Source organism: Xanthomonas euroxanthea (genome assembly GCF_900476395.1).
Taxonomy (GTDB): Bacteria; Pseudomonadota; Gammaproteobacteria; order Xanthomonadales; family Xanthomonadaceae; genus Xanthomonas; species Xanthomonas euroxanthea.
Map to the genome: position 1 here is coordinate 1,232,309 of NZ_UIHB01000001.1, position 18,082 is coordinate 1,250,390.

The 18,082-nt window shown below is 64.4% G+C and carries 14 protein-coding genes and 8 tRNA genes; 18 read left to right on the forward strand and 4 right to left on the reverse strand.

Annotated features, from left to right (window positions below; genetic code table 11):
* The first annotated feature begins 149 nt into the window (after nucleotides 1–149).
* A complete protein-coding gene (locus CPBF1521_RS05425) occupies nucleotides 150–1,157 on the forward strand; it encodes an isocitrate dehydrogenase (RefSeq protein ID WP_104532882.1) in 1,008 nt (335 codons plus the stop codon).
* A gap of 144 nt (nucleotides 1,158–1,301) precedes the next feature.
* Here the strand turns inward: CPBF1521_RS05425 and CPBF1521_RS05430 are convergent, their stop codons facing one another.
* Nucleotides 1,302–2,063: a Bax inhibitor-1/YccA family protein gene (locus CPBF1521_RS05430; protein ID WP_104582303.1), complete on the reverse strand. Its 762-nt coding sequence runs from the start codon at nucleotides 2,061–2,063 to the stop codon at nucleotides 1,302–1,304.
* Nucleotides 2,064–2,215: 152 nt separating this feature from the next.
* Between CPBF1521_RS05430 and CPBF1521_RS05435 the strand changes: the two genes are divergently transcribed.
* The 5 genes from CPBF1521_RS05435 (at nucleotide 2,216) to CPBF1521_RS05455 (ending at nucleotide 3,344) form a co-directional block, all read left to right on the forward strand.
* Nucleotides 2,216–2,292 (forward strand) — tRNA-Pro (locus CPBF1521_RS05435).
* A 42-nt stretch (nucleotides 2,293–2,334) separates the two neighbouring features.
* Nucleotides 2,335–2,411 (forward strand) — tRNA-Arg (locus CPBF1521_RS05440).
* Nucleotides 2,412–2,442: 31 nt separating this feature from the next.
* A tRNA-His gene (locus tag CPBF1521_RS05445) sits at nucleotides 2,443–2,519 on the forward strand.
* A gap of 83 nt (nucleotides 2,520–2,602) precedes the next feature.
* Nucleotides 2,603–2,678 (forward strand) — tRNA-Lys (locus CPBF1521_RS05450).
* Between the two features lie 228 nt (nucleotides 2,679–2,906).
* Nucleotides 2,907–3,344: a hypothetical protein gene (locus tag CPBF1521_RS05455; protein WP_115676274.1), complete on the forward strand. Its 438-nt coding sequence runs from the start codon at nucleotides 2,907–2,909 to the stop codon at nucleotides 3,342–3,344.
* A gap of 127 nt (nucleotides 3,345–3,471) precedes the next feature.
* Here the strand turns inward: CPBF1521_RS05455 and CPBF1521_RS05460 are convergent, their stop codons facing one another.
* Complete coding sequence (locus CPBF1521_RS05460) at nucleotides 3,472–4,767, reverse strand: PAS domain-containing sensor histidine kinase (RefSeq protein WP_115676275.1); 1,296 nt, start codon at nucleotides 4,765–4,767, stop codon at nucleotides 3,472–3,474.
* Between the two features lie 266 nt (nucleotides 4,768–5,033).
* Between CPBF1521_RS05460 and CPBF1521_RS05465 the strand changes: the two genes are divergently transcribed.
* The 10 genes from CPBF1521_RS05465 to CPBF1521_RS05510 all read left to right on the forward strand — a co-directional run bounded on the left by CPBF1521_RS05465 (nucleotide 5,034) and on the right by CPBF1521_RS05510 (nucleotide 14,350).
* Nucleotides 5,034–5,118 (forward strand) — tRNA-Leu (locus CPBF1521_RS05465).
* Nucleotides 5,119–5,318: 200 nt separating this feature from the next.
* Nucleotides 5,319–6,611, forward strand: a complete 1,293-nt coding sequence (gene tig / locus CPBF1521_RS05470) for a trigger factor (protein WP_115676534.1) — start codon at nucleotides 5,319–5,321, stop codon at nucleotides 6,609–6,611.
* Between the two features lie 98 nt (nucleotides 6,612–6,709).
* A complete protein-coding gene (gene clpP, locus CPBF1521_RS05475) occupies nucleotides 6,710–7,336 on the forward strand; it encodes an ATP-dependent Clp endopeptidase proteolytic subunit ClpP (protein WP_002806026.1) in 627 nt (208 codons plus the stop codon).
* A 125-nt stretch (nucleotides 7,337–7,461) separates the two neighbouring features.
* The gene (clpX, locus tag CPBF1521_RS05480; RefSeq protein ID WP_104582306.1) at nucleotides 7,462–8,748 is read left to right on the forward strand and encodes an ATP-dependent Clp protease ATP-binding subunit ClpX; all 1,287 of its coding nucleotides are present in this window, start codon (nucleotides 7,462–7,464) and stop codon (nucleotides 8,746–8,748) included.
* A gap of 145 nt (nucleotides 8,749–8,893) precedes the next feature.
* Nucleotides 8,894–11,365, forward strand: a complete 2,472-nt coding sequence (lon, locus tag CPBF1521_RS05485; protein ID WP_115676276.1) for an endopeptidase La — start codon at nucleotides 8,894–8,896, stop codon at nucleotides 11,363–11,365.
* Between the two features lie 214 nt (nucleotides 11,366–11,579).
* Nucleotides 11,580–11,852 (forward strand): HU family DNA-binding protein, encoded by a 273-nt coding sequence (locus CPBF1521_RS05490; RefSeq protein WP_024938423.1) that lies wholly within the window; start codon nucleotides 11,580–11,582, stop codon nucleotides 11,850–11,852.
* An 11-nt stretch (nucleotides 11,853–11,863) separates the two neighbouring features.
* Nucleotides 11,864–11,938, forward strand: a tRNA-Val gene (locus CPBF1521_RS05495).
* A gap of 28 nt (nucleotides 11,939–11,966) precedes the next feature.
* Nucleotides 11,967–12,043, forward strand: a tRNA-Asp gene (locus tag CPBF1521_RS05500).
* A 95-nt stretch (nucleotides 12,044–12,138) separates the two neighbouring features.
* Nucleotides 12,139–12,215, forward strand: a tRNA-Asp gene (locus tag CPBF1521_RS05505).
* Between the two features lie 164 nt (nucleotides 12,216–12,379).
* Nucleotides 12,380–14,350 (forward strand): peptidyl-prolyl cis-trans isomerase, encoded by a 1,971-nt coding sequence (locus CPBF1521_RS05510; RefSeq protein ID WP_115676277.1) that lies wholly within the window; start codon nucleotides 12,380–12,382, stop codon nucleotides 14,348–14,350.
* A gap of 626 nt (nucleotides 14,351–14,976) precedes the next feature.
* Here the strand turns inward: CPBF1521_RS05510 and CPBF1521_RS05515 are convergent.
* On the reverse strand, nucleotides 14,977–16,161 hold the full coding sequence (locus CPBF1521_RS05515; RefSeq protein WP_115676278.1) for a lytic transglycosylase domain-containing protein: 1,185 nt from the start codon (nucleotides 16,159–16,161) through the stop codon (nucleotides 14,977–14,979).
* Nucleotides 16,158–16,925: a hydroxyacylglutathione hydrolase gene (gene gloB, locus CPBF1521_RS05520; protein WP_115676279.1), complete on the reverse strand. Its 768-nt coding sequence runs from the start codon at nucleotides 16,923–16,925 to the stop codon at nucleotides 16,158–16,160. The genes CPBF1521_RS05515 and gloB overlap by 4 nt, the downstream gene beginning before the upstream one ends.
* A gap of 12 nt (nucleotides 16,926–16,937) precedes the next feature.
* Between gloB and CPBF1521_RS05525 the strand changes: the two genes are divergently transcribed.
* Both CPBF1521_RS05525 and rnhA read left to right on the forward strand, forming a co-directional pair.
* The gene (locus CPBF1521_RS05525) at nucleotides 16,938–17,594 is read left to right on the forward strand and encodes a hypothetical protein (RefSeq protein ID WP_104582311.1); all 657 of its coding nucleotides are present in this window, start codon (nucleotides 16,938–16,940) and stop codon (nucleotides 17,592–17,594) included.
* A gap of 31 nt (nucleotides 17,595–17,625) precedes the next feature.
* A complete protein-coding gene (rnhA, locus tag CPBF1521_RS05530) occupies nucleotides 17,626–18,078 on the forward strand; it encodes a ribonuclease HI (protein ID WP_115676280.1) in 453 nt (150 codons plus the stop codon).
* Nucleotides 18,079–18,082: the final 4 nt, after the last annotated feature.

The following is an 18,082-nucleotide window of genomic DNA, read 5'->3' on the forward strand; positions in this document are numbered from 1 at the left end:
CTGCAGCAGTCATCCGGGCCGCTCTTAGACCAAGGTCGGTTTGGGCGCCTTCACCGGCATCGGGCATAATTGCCTGTGAAACCTCCTTGCGCCGCTCTGCCGGGTATTGCGGCTGGCGCTCCCCCCTTCAAGTTCGGAAACCCAACGTTATGACGCAGACAATCACGGTCATCCGCGGCGACGGTATTGGCCCGGAGATCATGGATGCCACGCTGTTCGTGCTCGACGCGCTGCAGGCTGGCCTGACCTACGAGTACGCCGACGCTGGCCTGGTCGCGCTGGAAAAGCACGGCGATCTGCTGCCCGAGTCCACCCTGGCCTCGATCACCAAGAACAAGGTGGCCCTGAAGAGCCCGCTGACCACGCCGGTCGGCGAAGGCTTCAGCTCGATCAACGTGGCCATGCGTCGCAAGTTCGACCTGTATGCCAACGTGCGTCCGGCCAAGTCGTTCCCCAACACCAAGTCGCGTTTCGCCGATGGCGTGGACCTGATCACGGTGCGCGAGAATACCGAAGGCGCCTACCTGAGCGAAGGCCAGACCGTGTCCGAGGATGGCGAGACCGCGTTCTCCGGCGCCCGCGTCACCCGCAAGGGCTCCGAGCGCATCGTGCGCTACGCCTTCGACCTGGCGCGCGCCACCGGCCGCAAGAAGGTCACCGCGGTGCACAAGGCCAACATCATCAAGTCGACCTCGGGCCTATTCCTGAAGGTGGCACGCGACGTGGCCGCGCAGTACCCGGAAATCGAGTTCCAGGAAATGATCGTCGACAACACCTGCATGCAGCTGGTGATGCGTCCGGAACAGTTCGACATCATCGTGACCACCAACCTGTTTGGCGACATCATCTCCGACCTGTGTGCCGGCCTGGTCGGCGGCCTGGGCCTGGCCCCGGGCGCCAACATCGGTGTGGACGCGGCGATCTTCGAAGCCGTGCACGGCTCGGCGCCGGACATCGCAGGGCAGGGCAAGGCCAACCCGTGCGCATTGCTGCTGGGTGCCGCGCAGATGCTGGACCACATCGGTCAGCCGCAGAACGCCGAGCGCCTGCGCGAAGCGATCGTGGCCACCCTGGAAGCCAAGGATGCGCTGACCCCCGACCTGGGCGGCACCGGCAACACCATGGGCTTCGCCAAGGCCATCGCCAGCCGCCTCTGAGCGCGCCGGTAGGTCGCACAAGAGAAAGGGCGCCGACGGCGCCCTTTCTTTTTTGCTGGAAGCGGGTTGCTTGAAGCCAGTGTCACGCCATCAGGCGAAGGGGGCGCTGTTGCGATTCGCCACTCCCGATTCCCGATTCTCCAATCAGTTACGCGACTGCAGCTTCGACAGCAAGCGCAGGAACTCGATGTACAGCCACACCAGCGTGACCATCAGGCCGAACGCGCCGTACCACTCCATGTGCTTTGGCGCGCCGTGTTCGACGCCGCTTTCGATGAAGTCGAAGTCCAGCACCAGGTTCAGCGCGGCCACCACGACCACGAACAGGCTGAAGCCGATCCCGATCAGGCCAGAGTCGTGGATGAAGGGAATGCGCACGCCGAAAAAGCCCAGCACGATGGTCGCCAGATACACCAGTGCAATGCCGCCGGTGGCCGCCACCACGCCCAGCTTGAAGTTCTCGGTGGCCTTGATCATGCCGCTGCGGTAGGCGAACAGCAGCGCGAACATGGTGCCGAAGGTCAGCAACACCGCCTGGAACACGATGCCGTTGAAACGCGCCTCGTACACCGCCGAGATCGAACCCAGGAAGAAGCCTTCCACCAGCGCATACAGCGGCGCGGTGACCGGGGCCCAGGTCGGCTTGAAGCTGGTCGCCAGTGCGAATACCAGTCCGCCGATCGCGCCGGCGATCATGTACAGGCGTGCTGCCGGTAGCGGCATGCCATCGGCGCCGATCGATTGCGACCAGGCAAAGGCGGCAGTGAGTACCGCCATCAGCAATAGCAGGCCGGTCTTGTTGACGGTGCCGTTGAGGGTCATCGCCTGACCGTCGCGCGTGACCACCGCGCCGGAGCCCAGGTCGAGGAAGGTGGATTCCCGAAGGGCGGGATTGCCGCTACGCATGCGTATTCTCCATGAATGTAGGTGCCTGCCGACTTGGCGAGCAATGAGTGTGAGGATACCGGATCGTCCAATTTACACAGAGTGATTGACAGCAAGGCCAATCATTCCCAAAATAGCCGACCTTTCCAGCCTTCGGGATTGAAAGGTCCCGCCGGGGTATAGCGCAGTCTGGTAGCGCGCCTGCTTTGGGAGCAGGATGTCGGGGGTTCGAATCCCTCTACCCCGACCATTCCGAGCTCTTGACGGCGTGGGAATGCGAAGTTCGGTCCGGGCGCCCGTAGCTCAACCGGATAGAGCACCGGCCTTCTAAGCCGGCGGTTACAGGTTCGAGTCCTGTCGGGCGCGCCATCGGCGGTGCGGTAGGAAGTAGGTTTCAGTGGTGGCTGTAGCTCAGCTGGTTAGAGTACTGGATTGTGATTCCAGATGTCGGGGGTTCGAGTCCCCTCAGCCACCCCACTGATTGCAGGAAAAGTTGGACCCGATGCATCGCGGGTGTTGCAACGAGGCAAAAACGCGCATACAATGTGCGACCAGTTTCAGGGCCGTTAGCTCAGTTGGTAGAGCAGTTGACTCTTAATCAATAGGTCCAAGGTTCGAATCCTTGACGGCCCACCAAACAAAAGCACTTAGGCAGCAGCCTAGGTGCTTTTCTTTTTGTGCTGCGAAAAGCGATGGTGCAGGGATTGGCTGCAGCGTTGTCGCCGTCTCAGTCGGTGGCCGCGCAACCGCAGTGACCCTCCCGGCCCGGTGCGATGGATTGCCTGCGTCAGGTGCGCAATCGCCACCGACGGCCGTCCCCGCCCGGATGAACGCACGCGAATGAGGACTGATGTGTCTGGAGTAATGCGGCATTCCATCCTGGGCCAGATCGGCGTCTTCGCGATCGTCGGTCCCCCGCTGGGTGGGCTGCTGGGCCTGGTGCGGTGGAGCCGGCTCGATCTGCAGACCGTGTTGACGATCGTCGCCTGGTCGTATGCGCTGGTGCTGCCGGTGATTGCCTGTGCTGCCGCGGGATGGCTATGCGCGCGCACATGCGCCTGGCTGTACCGCGGGCGCCGGCCCAACCCCGTGGTCCACATCGGCATCGGTGCCTCGAGCGGTCTGCTCTCGGCCGGGGTGATGGTGCTGCTGCTGGCGATCATCGGCGGCTGGTCGTGGCTGTCCGATCGCGCGGTGATGCTGACGCTGCTGCAGTGTGGGCTGGCGGCAGGCAGTGCCTGCGCCGCGATCGTCTGGCTGATGTGGTCGCGCCTGACAGGCTCTCCCCGGGCCGGGGGATAGGCCGCCAGCGCTCCCCAGGATGCGCAGGAAGACGTTCCCTGTTGCGTCGGACGGCGCTTTCGATACGCCTGCTGGTGATGCGCTGCGATGCGCAAGGCAGCTGCGGGCAACGGCAGCCGTGGTCGCCTTACGGCAATGCAGCGGGCGCGGGCGGCTGGCTTTGCTGCATGCGCGGAAATGCCAGCGTAAAACACGCGCCCTGGCCGGGCGCCGAGGTCACTTCGACAAAGCCGCCCGCCTGGCAGACCGCGCTGTACACCTGCGCCAGCCCCAGGCCCGCGCCTTTGTCGGAATCCTTGGTGGTGAAATACGCTTCGAACAAATGCGCCTGCACGTGTGCATCCATGCCATGCCCGTTGTCGGCCACGGCAATGGTGACGTAGTGCCCGGCCGGCCTGGCCAGGTTGGCCTGTTCCTCGGCGACCACGGTGTCGCCGGTCTCCACGCGGATGACGTCGCCCCGTCGGCAGGCATCGCGGGAGTTGATCACCAGGTTCAAGATGGCGCGTTCCACCGTGTGGCGATCGACCATGGCGCAGCATCCGCCTTCGGCGGTGCGCAGCTGCAGTTGCAGGTCTGCGCCGATCACCTGTTCGAGCAGGGGGCCGAGCTGTTCGGTCAGGGCGGCCAGATCCACCGATTCCGGGCTATACGGGTACTGCCGGGAAAAGCCGACCAGACGCTGGGCCATGACCGAGCCATGTTGAAGCGCCGCATCGGCCACGCCCAACAGCTTGGCGTCGTGCGCGTCGATCCTGGCGCGCTGTACCACCAGGTCGATGGCCGAGGTGGCCGCCTGCAGGACGTTGTTCAAATCGTGCACGACGCCGGCCAGCAGCTGTCCCACCGCTTCGCCTTTTTGCGCCTGCTCGGAAATCTTTTCGGCAGCGCCTTGCGCGGCGCGCGCGATGTCCAGATCGCCTTCGATGCGCTCTTGCAGGTCGCGCAGGCTGTGCAGCTCGGTCGACAGCGAATGTTCGCGCGCGCGCGCCAGCCGCAGCGCGCCGTTGGAGAACGCGCGCTCTGCCGCCAGGGTCGAATCCAGCGTGCGGAAGGCGATCTCCAGCGCTCGGCGGTCGGAGATGTTCTTGCTCACGGCCAGGATCGCTTCGACCTTGCCAAGCGCATCGAACAGCGGGCTGGTGACGACCTGCCAGATCTGGCGCACGCCGGCGAAGTTCACGCTGGCAGCTTCGAATTCCTGGATCGAACCGGCGCGGGAGCCGGCGATCGCCGCGTCCACCAGCTCGGCCGCCTCCGGTGGCCACAGCTCGCGCCATGGCCGCGCGATCAGCTGATCCTGGTGGCTGGCACCCAATTCGGTCAGGCCATTGACGTTGATCGCGGTAATCCGCCCGTCGAGGTCGATCTCCTTGATGCAATCGCGGGACAGCGCCACGATTTGCCGATACCGATCTCTCATCGCGATGACTGCCTCTCAGGTGTTAACGGAATTTTAGCTAATCTCAGCTTTACCCAGCGCTAGCGGAGCAAACCAGGGCGCGCGCAAGTGATGCCTCGCATGATGAATGCGTTTACCGTCGGCGCGCCAGGTAGGGCGTCGGCTGGGGTCAGTTTGCCCGCACCGGCACACGGCATCCATTCGCGGCCAATGGGCGGCATCATTACGCCCGCGATGCTTTTTCTTTGCCGGCATCCCTGCAACAATGGCCGGGCAACTGCAGCATCGCGAAAGTGGCGGAATTGGTAGACGCACCAGATTTAGGTTCTGACGCCGCAAGGCGTGGGGGTTCGAGTCCCCCCTTTCGCACCATGCAGTGCGGCCGTGCGTCGTCCGGCCGCTTTCAGCCATAGGCCTGGCGCCTCTGCCTTGCGCGTTGCGGTGACGCGTATTCCGCTGGCAGCGGCCGCCATTATCGGCGAAACTACAAGGCTCGGCGGCTTTCTCGCCATCCGTCAACCCGCATCTTCCATCTCGTGCCGACGCTTGTGCAGTCGGTGGCAGGAGTCAACATGCAAGCATCGATCGAATCCACCGGCAATCTGGAACGCCGCCTGACCTTCACCCTGCCGCAGGAGCGCCTGGAGACGCATGTCGGTGGCCGCCTGCGCGAACTCGCGCGCACCACGCGCATCAAGGGTTTCCGCCCGGGCAAGGTGCCCACCAAGGTCATCGAGCAGCGCTTCGGTCAGCAGGTGCGTGCCGAGGCGATGGAAGGCCTGCTGCGTGAGACCTTCGACTCGGCAGTCCGCGAGCATTCGCTGCGCCTGGCCGGCAATCCGCGCATCGACCAGGGCGAGAGCGATTTCGACTTCGTCGCCACCTTCGAAGTGGTGCCGGATTTCGGCGACATCGACGTGGCCAAGCTGTCGGTGGTGCGTCATACCGCCGAGGTGACCGATGCCGACATCGACCAGATGATCGAGAACCTGCGCCTGCAGCGCCGCACCTGGAACCCGGTCGAGCGCGGCGCGCAGGTCGGTGATCTGGTGGCGCTGGAGACCTGGTCGCAGGCCGGCGACGAGCGTCTGCCCGCCGAAGGCGTGGAGAGCGGCAGCAGCGTGCTGGGCTCGGGCGTGATGTTCGACCAGATCGAAAAGGGCCTGGAAGGTCTGGCCAAGGGCGAAGACAAGACCCTGACCATCGACTTCCCGGCCGAGTGGCGCGTGCCCCAGCTGGCCGGCAAGACCGTGCAGGTGCACGTCAAGGCGGTCGAGGTCTCCGAGCCGGTGCTGCCGGTGGTGGACAAGGAGTTCATCAAGAGCTTCGGCGTGAAGAGTGGCGATGCCGAGCAGTTCCGCGCCGACATCCGCACCAACCTGGAGCGCGAGCTCAAGGGCGCGCTGATGAACCGCCTGCGTCGCGAAGTGGGCGAGCAGCTGATCGCCGCCTATGCGCACGTGGAGATGCCGCCGCGACTGGTCGAGAACGAAGCCCGTTCGATGCTGGCACAGCAGGTCGAGCAGGTCCGTCGCAGCGGCCGCAACCCGGGAGAGATCCCCGCCGATGCCCATCAGGGGTTCATGGATGCGGCGGCCAAGCGCGTGCTGGTCGGTCTGCTGGTGGGCGAGGTGGCCCGTCGCAACGAGCTGCGCCTGGAATCCAAGCGCGTCAGCGAAACGCTGCGTCTGATCGCCTCGACCTACGAAGAGCCGGAACAGGTCATTGAGATGTACCGCAACGACCCCCAACTGATGAGTGGACTGCAGAGCCGTGTCATGGAAGAGCAGGTGATCGACTGGATCGCCGAGCGCGCCCAGCACACCGAGCAGTCGCTGTCGTTCCAGGACGCCATTCGGGTCTAAGGTAAGCGACCGCGTGACACCAACCCGCATCCCGATGGCTGGGATGCGGATGTCAAACCCGGGCATCGGCGCACGCCGCTGCCACTACAGGAAGACTGATGAGCATTGTGACCAAAGCCCTGAACCTGGTGCCGATGGTGGTCGAACAGACCAGCCGCGGCGAGCGTGCGTATGACATCTACTCGCGTCTGCTGAAGGAGCGTCTGATCTTCCTGGTCGGTCCGATCGACGACCACATGGCCAACGTGATCGTGGCCCAGTTGCTGTTCCTGGAAGCCGACAACCCGGAAAAGGACATCAGCATCTACATCAACTCGCCAGGTGGCGTGGTCACTGCCGGCATGGCGATCTACGACACCATGCAGTACATCAAGCCGGACGTGAGCACCATCTGCGTCGGCCAGGCCGCCTCGATGGGCGCGCTGCTGCTGGCATCGGGTGCGGCCGGCAAGCGCTATGCGCTGCCGAATTCGCGCGTGATGATCCACCAGCCGCTGGGTGGCTTCCAGGGCCAGGCCACCGATATCGACATCCACGCGCGCGAGATCCTGACCTTGCGTTCGCGCCTGAACGAGATCCTGGCCAAGCACACCGGCCAGTCCCTGGAGACCATTGCGCGCGACACCGAGCGCGACAACTTCAAGAGCGCGGTCGATGCGCAGGCCTATGGCCTGGTCGACCAGGTGCTGGAACGCCGTCCGGAAGAGTCGATCCAGCCGTCTTGATCGCCAGATTGCTGAAATTGCAGGAAAAACCGGCAGGGTCGGGGTGGGCGGATGTCCTCCCGACCCTGTGCTATTCTCGAAATCGAACCCCCGTGCATCGGGTGGGGTAACTGGGTAACAGAAGCATGAGCGAAGACCGCCAAGGTCGTTCCGGCGACAGCAACAAGATTCTCTACTGCTCGTTCTGCGGTAAGAGTCAGCATGAAGTCCGCAAGCTGATTGCCGGTCCCAGCGTATTCATCTGCGATGAGTGCGTGGAGCTGTGCAACGACATCATCCGCGAGGAACTCGAAGAGAAGGCGCAGTCGGCACGTTCCAGCCTGCCCAAGCCGCGCGAGATCCTCGAGGTGCTGGATCAATACGTGATCGGGCAGTTGCGCGCCAAGCGCACGCTCGCCGTGGCGGTGTACAACCACTACAAGCGTATCGAGAGCCGCAGCCGCAACGATGACGTCGAGCTGGCGAAATCCAACATCCTGCTGGTCGGCCCGACCGGTTCGGGCAAGACGCTGCTGGCCGAAACGCTGGCGCGGCTGCTCAATGTGCCGTTCACGATCGCCGATGCCACCACGCTGACCGAAGCCGGCTATGTCGGCGAGGACGTGGAAAACATCATCCAGAAGCTGCTGCAGAAGTGCGATTACGATGTCGAAAAGGCCCAGCAGGGCATTGTCTACATCGATGAAATCGACAAGATCTCGCGCAAGAGCGAAAACCCGTCGATTACCCGCGACGTGTCTGGCGAAGGCGTGCAGCAGGCGCTGTTGAAGCTGATCGAAGGCACGGTGGCCTCGGTACCGCCGCAGGGCGGCCGCAAGCATCCGCAGCAGGAATTCCTGCAGGTCGACACCAAGAACATCCTGTTCATCTGCGGCGGTGCATTCGCCGGACTGGACAAGGTGATTCAGCAGCGTTCCAACGATGCCGGCGGCATTGGCTTCGGTGCCAAGGTCAAGAGCAGCGAGCGCAAGCAGGAAGTCGGCAAGATCCTGGCCGAGGTCGAGCCGGAAGATCTGATCAAGTTCGGCCTGATTCCCGAGTTCGTCGGTCGCCTGCCGGTGGTCGCCACGCTCGAGGAACTGGACGAGCCGGCGCTGATCAAGATCCTGACCGAGCCGAAGAACGCCATCACCAAGCAGTTCAAGAAGTTGTTCGACATGGAAGGCGTGGAACTGGAGTTCCGCCCGGACGCCCTGTCTGCGATCGCCAAGAAGGCGCTCAAGCGCAAGACCGGCGCGCGTGGTCTGCGCACCATCGTCGAATCGGTGCTGCTGGACACGATGTACGAGCTTCCCTCGCAGGAAAATGTCAGCAAGGTGGTGGTGGACGAGTCGGTGATCGAGCACAAATCCGAGCCGTACCTGATCTACCAGGCGCAGCCGGCTCCGGCCAAGGCAGCGTCCGGCGATTGAGTCCCTGAGGCCGCTTCGCCGGGCCTCGGCCTCGCTCGCGGATAAAGGGTTTCCGAACGCTACTTGCAACACCTCGCCGATGGCCCCATAACGGGGCCATCGGCTTTTTTTACGCCCCAAAACCCCCATTCCTGCGGAGCGCCCCATGGCCCAGTCCCAATCAGAAGTTCTCGATCTGCCGGTGTTGCCGCTACGCGACGTGGTGGTGTTTCCGCACATGGTGATTCCGCTGTTCGTCGGCCGTGACAAGTCGATGCGCGCGCTGGAAAAAGCCATGGAAGCGGACAAGCGCATCCTGCTGGTCGCGCAGAAGTCGGCCGAAACCGACGACCCGGCCGCCAGCGACCTGTATACCGTCGGCACGCTCGCGCAGGTGCTGCAGTTGCTCAAGCTGCCCGACGGCACCATCAAGGTGCTGGTCGAAGGCCTGTCGCGGGTCACTGTCGACAAGGTCGTCGAGCTGGATGGCGCGCTGCAGGGTCAGGGCATCGAAATCGAAGCCAGCGACGCGCGTGAGCCGCGCGAAGTGGAGGCCATTGCGCGTTCGCTGATGTCGCTGTTCGAGCAGTACGTCAAGACCAATCGCAAGCTGCCGCCGGAGTTGCTGCAGACCCTGGCCGGTATCGACGAGCCGGGCCGTCTGGCCGACACCATCGCCGCGCACATCGGCGTGCGCCTGGCCGACAAGCAGCGCCTGCTGGAAATCACCGAGATCGGCGAGCGGCTGGAGTTGCTGATCGGGCTGGTGGACGGCGAGATCGATGTGCAGCAGCTGGAAAAGCGCATTCGCGGCCGCGTCAAGTCGCAGATGGAAAAGAGCCAGCGCGAGTACTACCTCAACGAGCAGATGAAGGCGATCCAGAAGGAGCTGGGCGATCTGGACGATGCGCCGGGCGAGCTGGAAGAACTGGCGCGCAAGATCGCCGAGGCGGGCATGCCCAAGCCGGTCGAGACCAAGGCCAAGGCCGAGCTCAACAAGCTCAAGCAGATGTCGCCGATGTCCGCGGAAGCGGCCGTGGTGCGCAACTATCTGGACTGGCTGCTGGGTGTGCCGTGGAAGAAGCGCACCAAGGTCCGCAAGGACCTGAAGGTCGCCGAGGACACGCTGGATGCCGACCACTATGGCCTGGACAAGGTCAAGGAGCGCATTCTCGAGTACCTGGCGGTGCAGTCGCGCGTGAAGCAGATGAAGGGGCCGATCCTGTGCCTGGTCGGGCCGCCGGGCGTGGGCAAGACCTCGCTGGGCCAGTCGATCGCCAAGGCGACCAACCGCAAGTTCGTACGCATGAGCTTGGGCGGTATCCGCGACGAGGCCGAGATCCGTGGCCATCGCCGGACCTACGTCGGTTCGATGCCCGGCCGCCTGGTGCAGAACCTCAACAAGGTCGGCAGCAAGAACCCGCTGTTCCTGCTCGACGAGATCGACAAGATGTCGATGGATTTCCGTGGCGATCCGTCCTCGGCGCTGCTGGAGGTGCTTGATCCGGAACAGAACAACTCCTTCAACGACCACTACCTGGAAGTGGACCTGGACCTGTCGGAGGTGATGTTCGTCGCCACCTCCAACTCGCTCAATATTCCGGGGCCGTTGCTGGACCGCATGGAAGTCATCCGCATCCCCGGTTACACCGAGGATGAGAAGCTCAACATTGCCATGCGCTACCTGGTGCCCAAGCAGATCAAGGCCAACGGCCTGAAGCCGGAAGAGATCGAGATCGGCAGCGATGCGATCCAGGACATCGTGCGTTACTACACGCGCGAATCCGGTGTGCGTAACCTCGAGCGCGAAGTGGCCAAGATCTGCCGCAAGGTGGTCAAGGAAATCGCCCTTGCCGGTCCGCAGCTCGTTGCCAAGAAGGTGCCTGCCAAGAAGGGCGCGCCCAAGGCGCTGGTCACGGTCAATGCGAAGAACCTCGACAAGTACCTGGGTGTGCGTCGCTTCGATTTCGGCCGTGCCGAAGAGGAGAACGAAATCGGCCTGGTGACCGGCCTGGCCTGGACCGAGGTCGGCGGTGAACTGCTGCAGGTCGAGTCCACACTGGTGCCGGGCAAGGGCAACCTGATCCTGACCGGTCAGCTTGGCAACGTCATGAAGGAATCGGCATCGGCTGCGCTGTCGGTGGTGCGTTCGCGCGCCGAGCGCCTGGGCATCGATGTGGATTTCCTGCAGAAGCAGGACGTGCACGTGCACGTGCCCGATGGCGCGACACCGAAGGACGGCCCGAGCGCCGGTATCGCGATGGTGACCTCGCTGGTGTCGGTGTTGACCAAGGTGCCGATCCGCGCCGATGTGGCGATGACCGGCGAGATCACCTTGCGCGGTCGCGTGTCGGCCATCGGTGGCTTGAAGGAAAAGTTGCTGGCCGCGTTGCGCGGCGGCATCCGCACCGTGCTGATCCCCGACGAGAACCGCAAGGATCTTGCCGACATCCCGGCCAACGTCACGCGTGACCTGGAGATCGTGCCGGTCAAGTGGATCGACGAAGTGCTGGACCTTGCATTGGAGCGTCCGTTGGCACCGAAGAAGGCGAGCAAGGAAAAGGTCCGCAAGACCGCCTCGCGGGTTGCGGTTCGCGGCAAGTCACGCACTACTCCGGGTGCCCGCGTCAAGCACTAAAACCGCTTGTCTAAACCCAGGCGAAACAAGCCAAAACCCGCGTCGTTATTGGGTTTTGGCTTGCGTGCGGTTGGGGGCGCTGGTATAAATGCACGACTCGTGGGCGCGGCAAATTGTGATGCGTCACGCGATACCACTTGTGTCGGGTTCTTCGCTAACGGCAAGAGCGCCGATTGTCGATTCCGCGGCATCTGCCGCAAAGGGAGTTTCAAGAATGAATAAAACCGAATTGATCGATGGCGTTGCCGCTGCCGCTGACATCTCCAAGGCTGAGGCCGGCCGTGCTGTTGACGCGGTTGTGAGCGAAATCACCAAGGCGCTGAAGAAGGGCGATGCCGTCACCCTCGTTGGCTTTGGCACCTTCCAGGTCCGCGCGCGCGCTGAGCGTACCGGCCGCAATCCGAAGACCGGCGACAGCATCAAGATCGCTGCTTCGAAGAATCCTGCGTTCAAGGCTGGCAAAGCCCTGAAGGATGCAGTAAACTAATCGACTCGCTAGGGTGCTTAGCTCAGCGGTAGAGCGTCTCCCTTACACGGAGAGGGTCGGGGGTTCGAAACCCTCAGCACCCACCATTAAGCACCAGGCAATTGTTTCAAGCGCGGAGCGGTAGTTCAGCTGGTTAGAATGCTGGCCTGTCACGCCGGAGGTCGCGGGTTCGAGTCCCGTCCGCTCCGCCAGTTATACCGAAGCCCCTGAGCGATTGGGGGCTTCGTCTTCTTCACCGCATTCGCAATGCGGTTGCGGTGAAGAAGCAGAAGTCCAAGTTTAAAGCGGAGCGGTAGTTCAGCTGGTTAGAATGCTGGCCTGTCACGCCGGAGGTCGCGGGTTCGAGTCCCGTCCGCTCCGCCAGTTATACAAGGCCCCCGGCGTCATGCCGGGGGCTTTTTTTTGCGGCCATGGCGGTCATTACGCATCGAAAGCCATGCCGAACCCGGTGCAGTGCGGGGTTGGGCTGGGTGCCCGGCGTCAGGCGCGTTACACTGCGCGGCTCGCCCACAGGCCGTGATTTGCCAATGCTGCAGAAACTTCGCGACAAGACGTCAGGCTGGATCGCTACCGCCATCCTGGGGTTGCTGATGATTCCGTTCCTGTTCGTCATCGACAACAGCTACCTCGGCGGCATTGGCGCCAATAACGTGGCCAAGGTACAGGCACCACCGACATGGTGGAAATCGGCACCGTCCTGGTGGCCGGTGTCGCTGCTGTGGCAGCACCATGAAATCAGTACGCAGGATTTCCGCGCACGCTTCGAGCAGACGCGCATGCAGGAGCGGCAGCGCCAGGGCGAGAAATTCGATCCGCGCACGTTCGAATCCCGCGAGAACAAGTTGCAGGTGCTCGACCAGCTGGTCGACGAGCAAGTCGTGCGTCTGGGCGCCGAAGATGCCGGCATCGTGATCGGCGATGCGACGGTACGCGATTACATCGCCGGCATTCAGGCGTTCCAGGTCGATGGCAAGTTCAGCCCCGACCAGTACCGCGCGGCCCTTGCGCAAGGCACGCCGCCGCGCACGCCGGCGCAGTTCGACGCACTGGTGCGCGACAGCTTGCAGCAGTCGGTGATTCCGCAGGCGATTGCCGAGTCGGGCTTTGCGACCAAGGCCGAGTTCGAGCGCCTGCTCAGGCTCATGGGCGAAACGCGTGACGTGCAACTGGCGATGCTGCCGCCGCCGGCCGCCGATACCGCCCCGGTCAGCGATGCGCAGATCAAGCAGTGGTACGACGGGCATACCCAGGATTTCCGTCAGCCGGAGACGGTGACGATCGAGTATGTCGAGCTCGATGCCGCCAAGTTGCCGCCGGCAACCGCCGCCGACGAGGCGACGCTGCGCAAGCGCTACGACGAAGAGAAGGCACGCTTTGTGGAGCCGGATCAGCGTCTGGCATCGCACATCCTGATCAGCGCCGGTAGCGATCCCGCCGCGCAGAAGGCCGCTGAGGACAAGGCGGCCAAGTTGGCCGCACAAGCCAAGCAGCCGGGTGCCGATTTCGCCGCGTTGGCCAAGGCCAATTCGCAGGACCCCGGTTCCAAGGGTGCCGGTGGCGACCTGGGATGGGTCGAGAAGGGCACGATGGTCAAGCCGTTCGAAGATGCCTTGTTCGCGATGAAGGCTGGCGAGGTGGTCGGCCCGATCAAGAGCGAGTTCGGCTACCACGTGATCCAGCTGCGCGAGGTCAAGGGCGGCCAGGGCAAGTCGTTCGAGCAGGTGCGCGACCAGCTCGCCGCCGAGCAGCTCAAGGCCGATGCCGACAAGGCGTTTGCGGATGTGAGCGGCAAGCTGGTGGATCAGGTCTACAAGAATCCCACCGCGCTGGAGCCTGCAGCCAAGCAGGTCGGTCTGCCGGTGCAGACGCTGGGCCCGTTCTCGCGCGCCGATGCCAGTGGTATCGCGGCCAACCCGGCGGTGCTGCGCGCGGCATTTTCCGAGACACTGGTACAGGACGGCACGGTGAGTGATCCGATCACCATCGCGCCGAACCACAGCGTGGTGTTGCGCGTGACCAACCACACCGCCGAGGCGGCCTTGCCGCTGGACAAGGTGCGCGACAAGGTGATCGCGGCGGTCCATGCGGACCGCACCGAAAAGGCGGCCGCGGCGGCTGCCGATGCCTTGCTGGCACGGGTGCAGAAAGGCGAGACCCTGCAGGCGCTGGCCGCGAGCGAAAAGTTGCAGGTGCAGCCGATCCCGGGCTTGCCGCGCACTGCGCCGATTCCGACGCCGGCGGCAAACCGCGCAATCTTCAGCGCGCCGCGTCCGAGCGAAGGCAAGCCGTCGGTGGGCAAGGTGGAACTGGATGGCGGGCGCTTTGCGGTCTTCGTCATCAGCAAGGCGACTCCGGGCGATCTGAAGCAGATGCCGGCCGAGCAGCAGACCATGCTGCGCGAGCAGCTGAGCCAGATCGACGGCAACAACGCGGCGCAGGCCTACGTCAAGGAAATGCGCAAGCGCTACAAGATTCAGATCGAAGAGGCGCAGCTGTAACAGCTGCTCTTGGACTGGAGGAGAAAGAGCCCGGGTGACCGGGCTTTTTCTTTGGCCGGTGCCGCGTGCCGCCGCCCGCTTTCCATGCGGGGTGCTGCGTCATCCGGCTGCCGGCGTGACTGCGAGCCCGGGGGCGCATGGAGCGGGGTGGCGGGCGCATGGCTGCAACCGAGCGCAGGTTCTGCGCAGCGTTACCGGTTGGCTGCATGTCTGCCAGACGTGCGCGCTGGCTGCGGGTGGCAGCCGCGACGACGTGCGTGATTCAGTGTGCTGATCTGCCAGACCAGGAAGTGCCGGGGGTCGGTTTGCGCAGTTGGCGCCGTGGCGGAAGACTACCTGCGTGGGGTTGGTAACTGGCACTGCAGGCGCGCAATCAACGGCTATCTGGGCTTGCGGCGATGACGGAGCGGTCGACCGCGAGCATGCCCGCTCTCGATCCCGTCCGGGTTTTCTATCCGCCAGGCGTCGCTGCAGCCATGCAAGCGACGGGCAAGTGTCAGAGGCTCGGTTCGCATCCGGCCTCCGTCCGGGCAGCGCGGCATGGGTCTTCCGCGTGCGCAATGTCGAATCAAGCGGGCATCGCTGGGGCGGTAGCCGTCAGCGGCGCGGGAGGCAGGCCGGCCGCGTCAGCGTGCGTCGTCGAACGACAACACCATGCCGGGCTTCAGCACGGCGCGCTTGTCCAGGCCATTGCTGGTGAGCAGGGTGGTGACGGTGACGCCGTAGCGACGCGCGATGGCCCAGGCGGATTCGCCATTGCGCACCGTATGCGTGGTGCGCGCTTGCGGCCTGGATGCCTTCGTCGCTGCGGTGGCAACGACCGTGGGAGCGTCAGCGCTGTGGTCCGCAAGGCTGTCCGTTTCGGCGGATGCGACCACAGTGCCTGTCGCGCCCGGCTGTGCGGGTGCGATCGGGGCGAGCACGTGCACGCCGCGCGGTGCGGCGCGCGCGCTGGCCAGCGCCGGATTCAGGCGGGCCAGCAGTTGCGGCTCGATGGCACGTTGTCCCGCAAAGGCGTTGAGGCTGGTGCCGGCCGGCAACGCGTGTTCGGTGAGTACCGGCACCGGACGGTCGAGCGAGCTCAGCAGATTGCCTTGCTGCTGTGCATGGTCGAGCACACAGGCGAGTGCGTGCAGCTTTTCCACATACTCGTAGGTGACCTTGGACATGCCGGGCAACTCGGACGGGCGGGCATTCTGCGCGTTCATGCCGGCACTGCGCATGGCCTGCAGCACGCGATACTCGCCGGCGTTGTAGGCCATCAGGGCCAGGCGCCAATCGCCACCGAACATGCCATACAGCGTCTTGAGATAGCGCACCGCCGCCGTGGTGGAATCCACTGCCGAGAGGCGACCGTCGTACTGCGCGCCGACCGGGACATGGTGGTTGCGGGCAGTGGTGGCGATGAACTGCCAGAGGCCGGCGGGGCCGCTGCCGTTGCGCGCTCCCGGGCGATAACCGCTTTCGACGAATGGAATCAGCGCAAATTCGGTCGGCATGTCTGCTTCGCGCAGTTCATCGACCACGTAGCCGAACAGCGGCAACACGTCCTGCGCGTCGTCGGCCAGACGGGCCGGTGCACGCGAGAAGTGTTGTTCCCAGCGCGTATCGCTATGCGCGCTGTCGCAGCCAGGGTCGGCGCGGCCGTCCAGAAACGAGGAAAAGATCTCCCTGCCATTGCGCACCTCGGGTGCGACGGTCTGGGTGATCGAGCTCTGTGCGGTGGTGAGGCGGCTTGCGTCGTTGGACGATGCGGCTGCAGGTGCTATGACCGCCGATGCGGCCAGCACTGCCAGAAGCAGGCGCCTCATGCGCGAAATTCGTCTTTCCAGCGCCGAAGTTCGGCGAAAACGTCAACTTCAGAGGAAAGTGCGCCGGCTGCACGCGATGCTACTGCGGCACGGATTTCAGGACTGCTGGTGCGTAGGAAAGGATTGGTGGCCAGTTCACTCTTGAGCGAAATCGGCAGGGTAGGACGGGCTGCTTGACGCATGGCCTGGGCTTCCTGTTGACGGCGCTGCAAGGCAGCGTTGGTGGGATCGACGTGCAGCGCAAAGGTCGCGTTGGCCAACGTGTATTCGTGGCCGCAACACACAAGCGTTTCGCCGGGCAGGGAGGCCAGGCGCTGTAACGCGTCGAACATCTGAGGAGCGGTACCTTCGAACATCCGCCCACAGCCTAGGCTGAACAGGGTATCACCGCTGAACAGATGGCGGTCGGTGACGAAGGCGATGTGGCTGCGGGTATGGCCCGGCACGTCCAGCACATCGAAATGGGTGCCAAGCAGGCTCAAGCGCTCGCCCTGGCCCACGCGGTGGGCGTCTGCGGGAATGCGTTCGTCGGCCGGGCCGTACAGCGCAAGGTCCGGCCAACGCTGCTGCAGCGCTGCCACGCCGCCGATATGGTCGGCATGATGGTGGGTCAACAGGACCGCGCTGGGACGGAAGCCTTCGCGCTCTGCGGCGGCGAACACCGGCTCGGCCTGGCCGGGATCGACGATGACCGCGCGGCCATCGGTGGCGACCAGCGCCCAGATGTAGTTGTCGTCGAATGCGGGCAGGGCGGTCAGTCGCATAGAATTGGGACCATGCCTGTCACGCCATTCTCCCGTCAAGCTGGCGTCTCATCCTGGTTTGAAACAGGTGCAGGGCGCAGCCTGCTCCAGCTGGAGCGCCGATTGGCGCTTGCAGCGCTGCAGACGCGCCCGTCGCAGCCCTGGCTGTGGCTGACGCCGACTACCGAGTTGCCGCCGCGCGAGGTCCTGCAGGGACGCGGGCTGCGGCTGTCTCGCAGCGCTGGCCGCTTTGTCGGCGACGCATGTTGCGCCATGCCGTTTCCGTTGCCGACCGAAAGCCTGCAGGCCATCGTGGTGCAGCATGCGGTGGTGGGCGGCGCGGCGGACTTCCTGGCCGAATGCGAGCGGTTGCTGATGCCGGGCGGGCGGCTATGGCTGTTCGCGCTCAATCCGCTGAGCCCGTACCGCTTTCGCTGGGCGCGGCGTGGTCCGGTGGCGTTGCGGCCGGATCGCTGGCGGTTGCTGGCGCAGCGTGCGGGCTTGCAATGCGTGCAGACCGAGCGCTATCTGGGACCGATCTGGCGCACCGGGCGTGGCGCGGCCGACATCGATGGCGCACCCTGGCGCGCGGTGTATCTGCTCGAAGTGGAAAAGCGTGCCGCAGCGTCGATCGGGCCGACCCCGATCGCGATGCCCTCGCGCTGGCCGCAGCCCGTGGCCACGATCTGACTACCGACCACTTTCCAAACACCAGAACCTGATGAAATCCATTGAAGTGCATACCGACGGCTCCTGCCTCGGCAATCCCGGGCCGGGCGGTTGGGCGGCCTTGTTGCGTTACAACGGCCGCGAGAAGGAACTGTCCGGCGGCGAAGCCACCTCCACCAACAACCGCATGGAATTGATGGCGGCGATCATGGCGCTGGAAACGCTCACCGAGCCGTGCCAGATCGTGCTGCATACCGACTCGCAATACGTGCGCCAGGGCATTACCGAGTGGATGGCCGGCTGGGTGCGCCGCGGCTGGAAGACGGCCGGCGGCGACCCGGTCAAGAACCGTGAACTGTGGGAGCGGCTGCATGCGGCCACGCAACGTCACCGCATCGATTGGCGTTGGGTGAAAGGCCACAATGGCGACCCGGACAACGAGCGCGTCGACGTGCTCGCCCGCAATCAGGCCATCGCCCAGCGCGGTGGCAGCGCAACCGAGTAAGCAA

Bases quoted from the DNA above. Each gene is read 5' to 3' on its own strand.
- CPBF1521_RS05455 (WP_115676274.1), top strand. From the start codon at position 2,907: ATGCGGCATTCCATCCTGGGCCAGATCGGCGTCTTCGCGATCGTCGGT.
- CPBF1521_RS05510 (WP_115676277.1), top strand. From the start codon at position 12,380: ATGCTGCAGAAACTTCGCGACAAGACGTCAGGCTGGATCGCTACCGCC.
- CPBF1521_RS05490 (WP_024938423.1), top strand. From the start codon at position 11,580: ATGAATAAAACCGAATTGATCGATGGCGTTGCCGCTGCCGCTGACATC.
- lon (WP_115676276.1), top strand. From the start codon at position 8,894: ATGGCCCAGTCCCAATCAGAAGTTCTCGATCTGCCGGTGTTGCCGCTA.
- gloB (WP_115676279.1), bottom strand. From the start codon at position 16,925: ATGCGACTGACCGCCCTGCCCGCATTCGACGACAACTACATCTGGGCG.
- tig (WP_115676534.1), top strand. From the start codon at position 5,319: ATGCAAGCATCGATCGAATCCACCGGCAATCTGGAACGCCGCCTGACC.
- CPBF1521_RS05460 (WP_115676275.1), bottom strand. From the start codon at position 4,767: ATGAGAGATCGGTATCGGCAAATCGTGGCGCTGTCCCGCGATTGCATC.
- CPBF1521_RS05425 (WP_104532882.1), top strand. From the start codon at position 150: ATGACGCAGACAATCACGGTCATCCGCGGCGACGGTATTGGCCCGGAG.
- CPBF1521_RS05430 (WP_104582303.1), bottom strand. From the start codon at position 2,063: ATGCGTAGCGGCAATCCCGCCCTTCGGGAATCCACCTTCCTCGACCTG.
- clpP (WP_002806026.1), top strand. From the start codon at position 6,710: ATGAGCATTGTGACCAAAGCCCTGAACCTGGTGCCGATGGTGGTCGAA.
- rnhA (WP_115676280.1), top strand. From the start codon at position 17,626: ATGAAATCCATTGAAGTGCATACCGACGGCTCCTGCCTCGGCAATCCC.
- clpX (WP_104582306.1), top strand. From the start codon at position 7,462: ATGAGCGAAGACCGCCAAGGTCGTTCCGGCGACAGCAACAAGATTCTC.
- CPBF1521_RS05525 (WP_104582311.1), top strand. From the start codon at position 16,938: ATGCCTGTCACGCCATTCTCCCGTCAAGCTGGCGTCTCATCCTGGTTT.
- CPBF1521_RS05515 (WP_115676278.1), bottom strand. From the start codon at position 16,161: ATGAGGCGCCTGCTTCTGGCAGTGCTGGCCGCATCGGCGGTCATAGCA.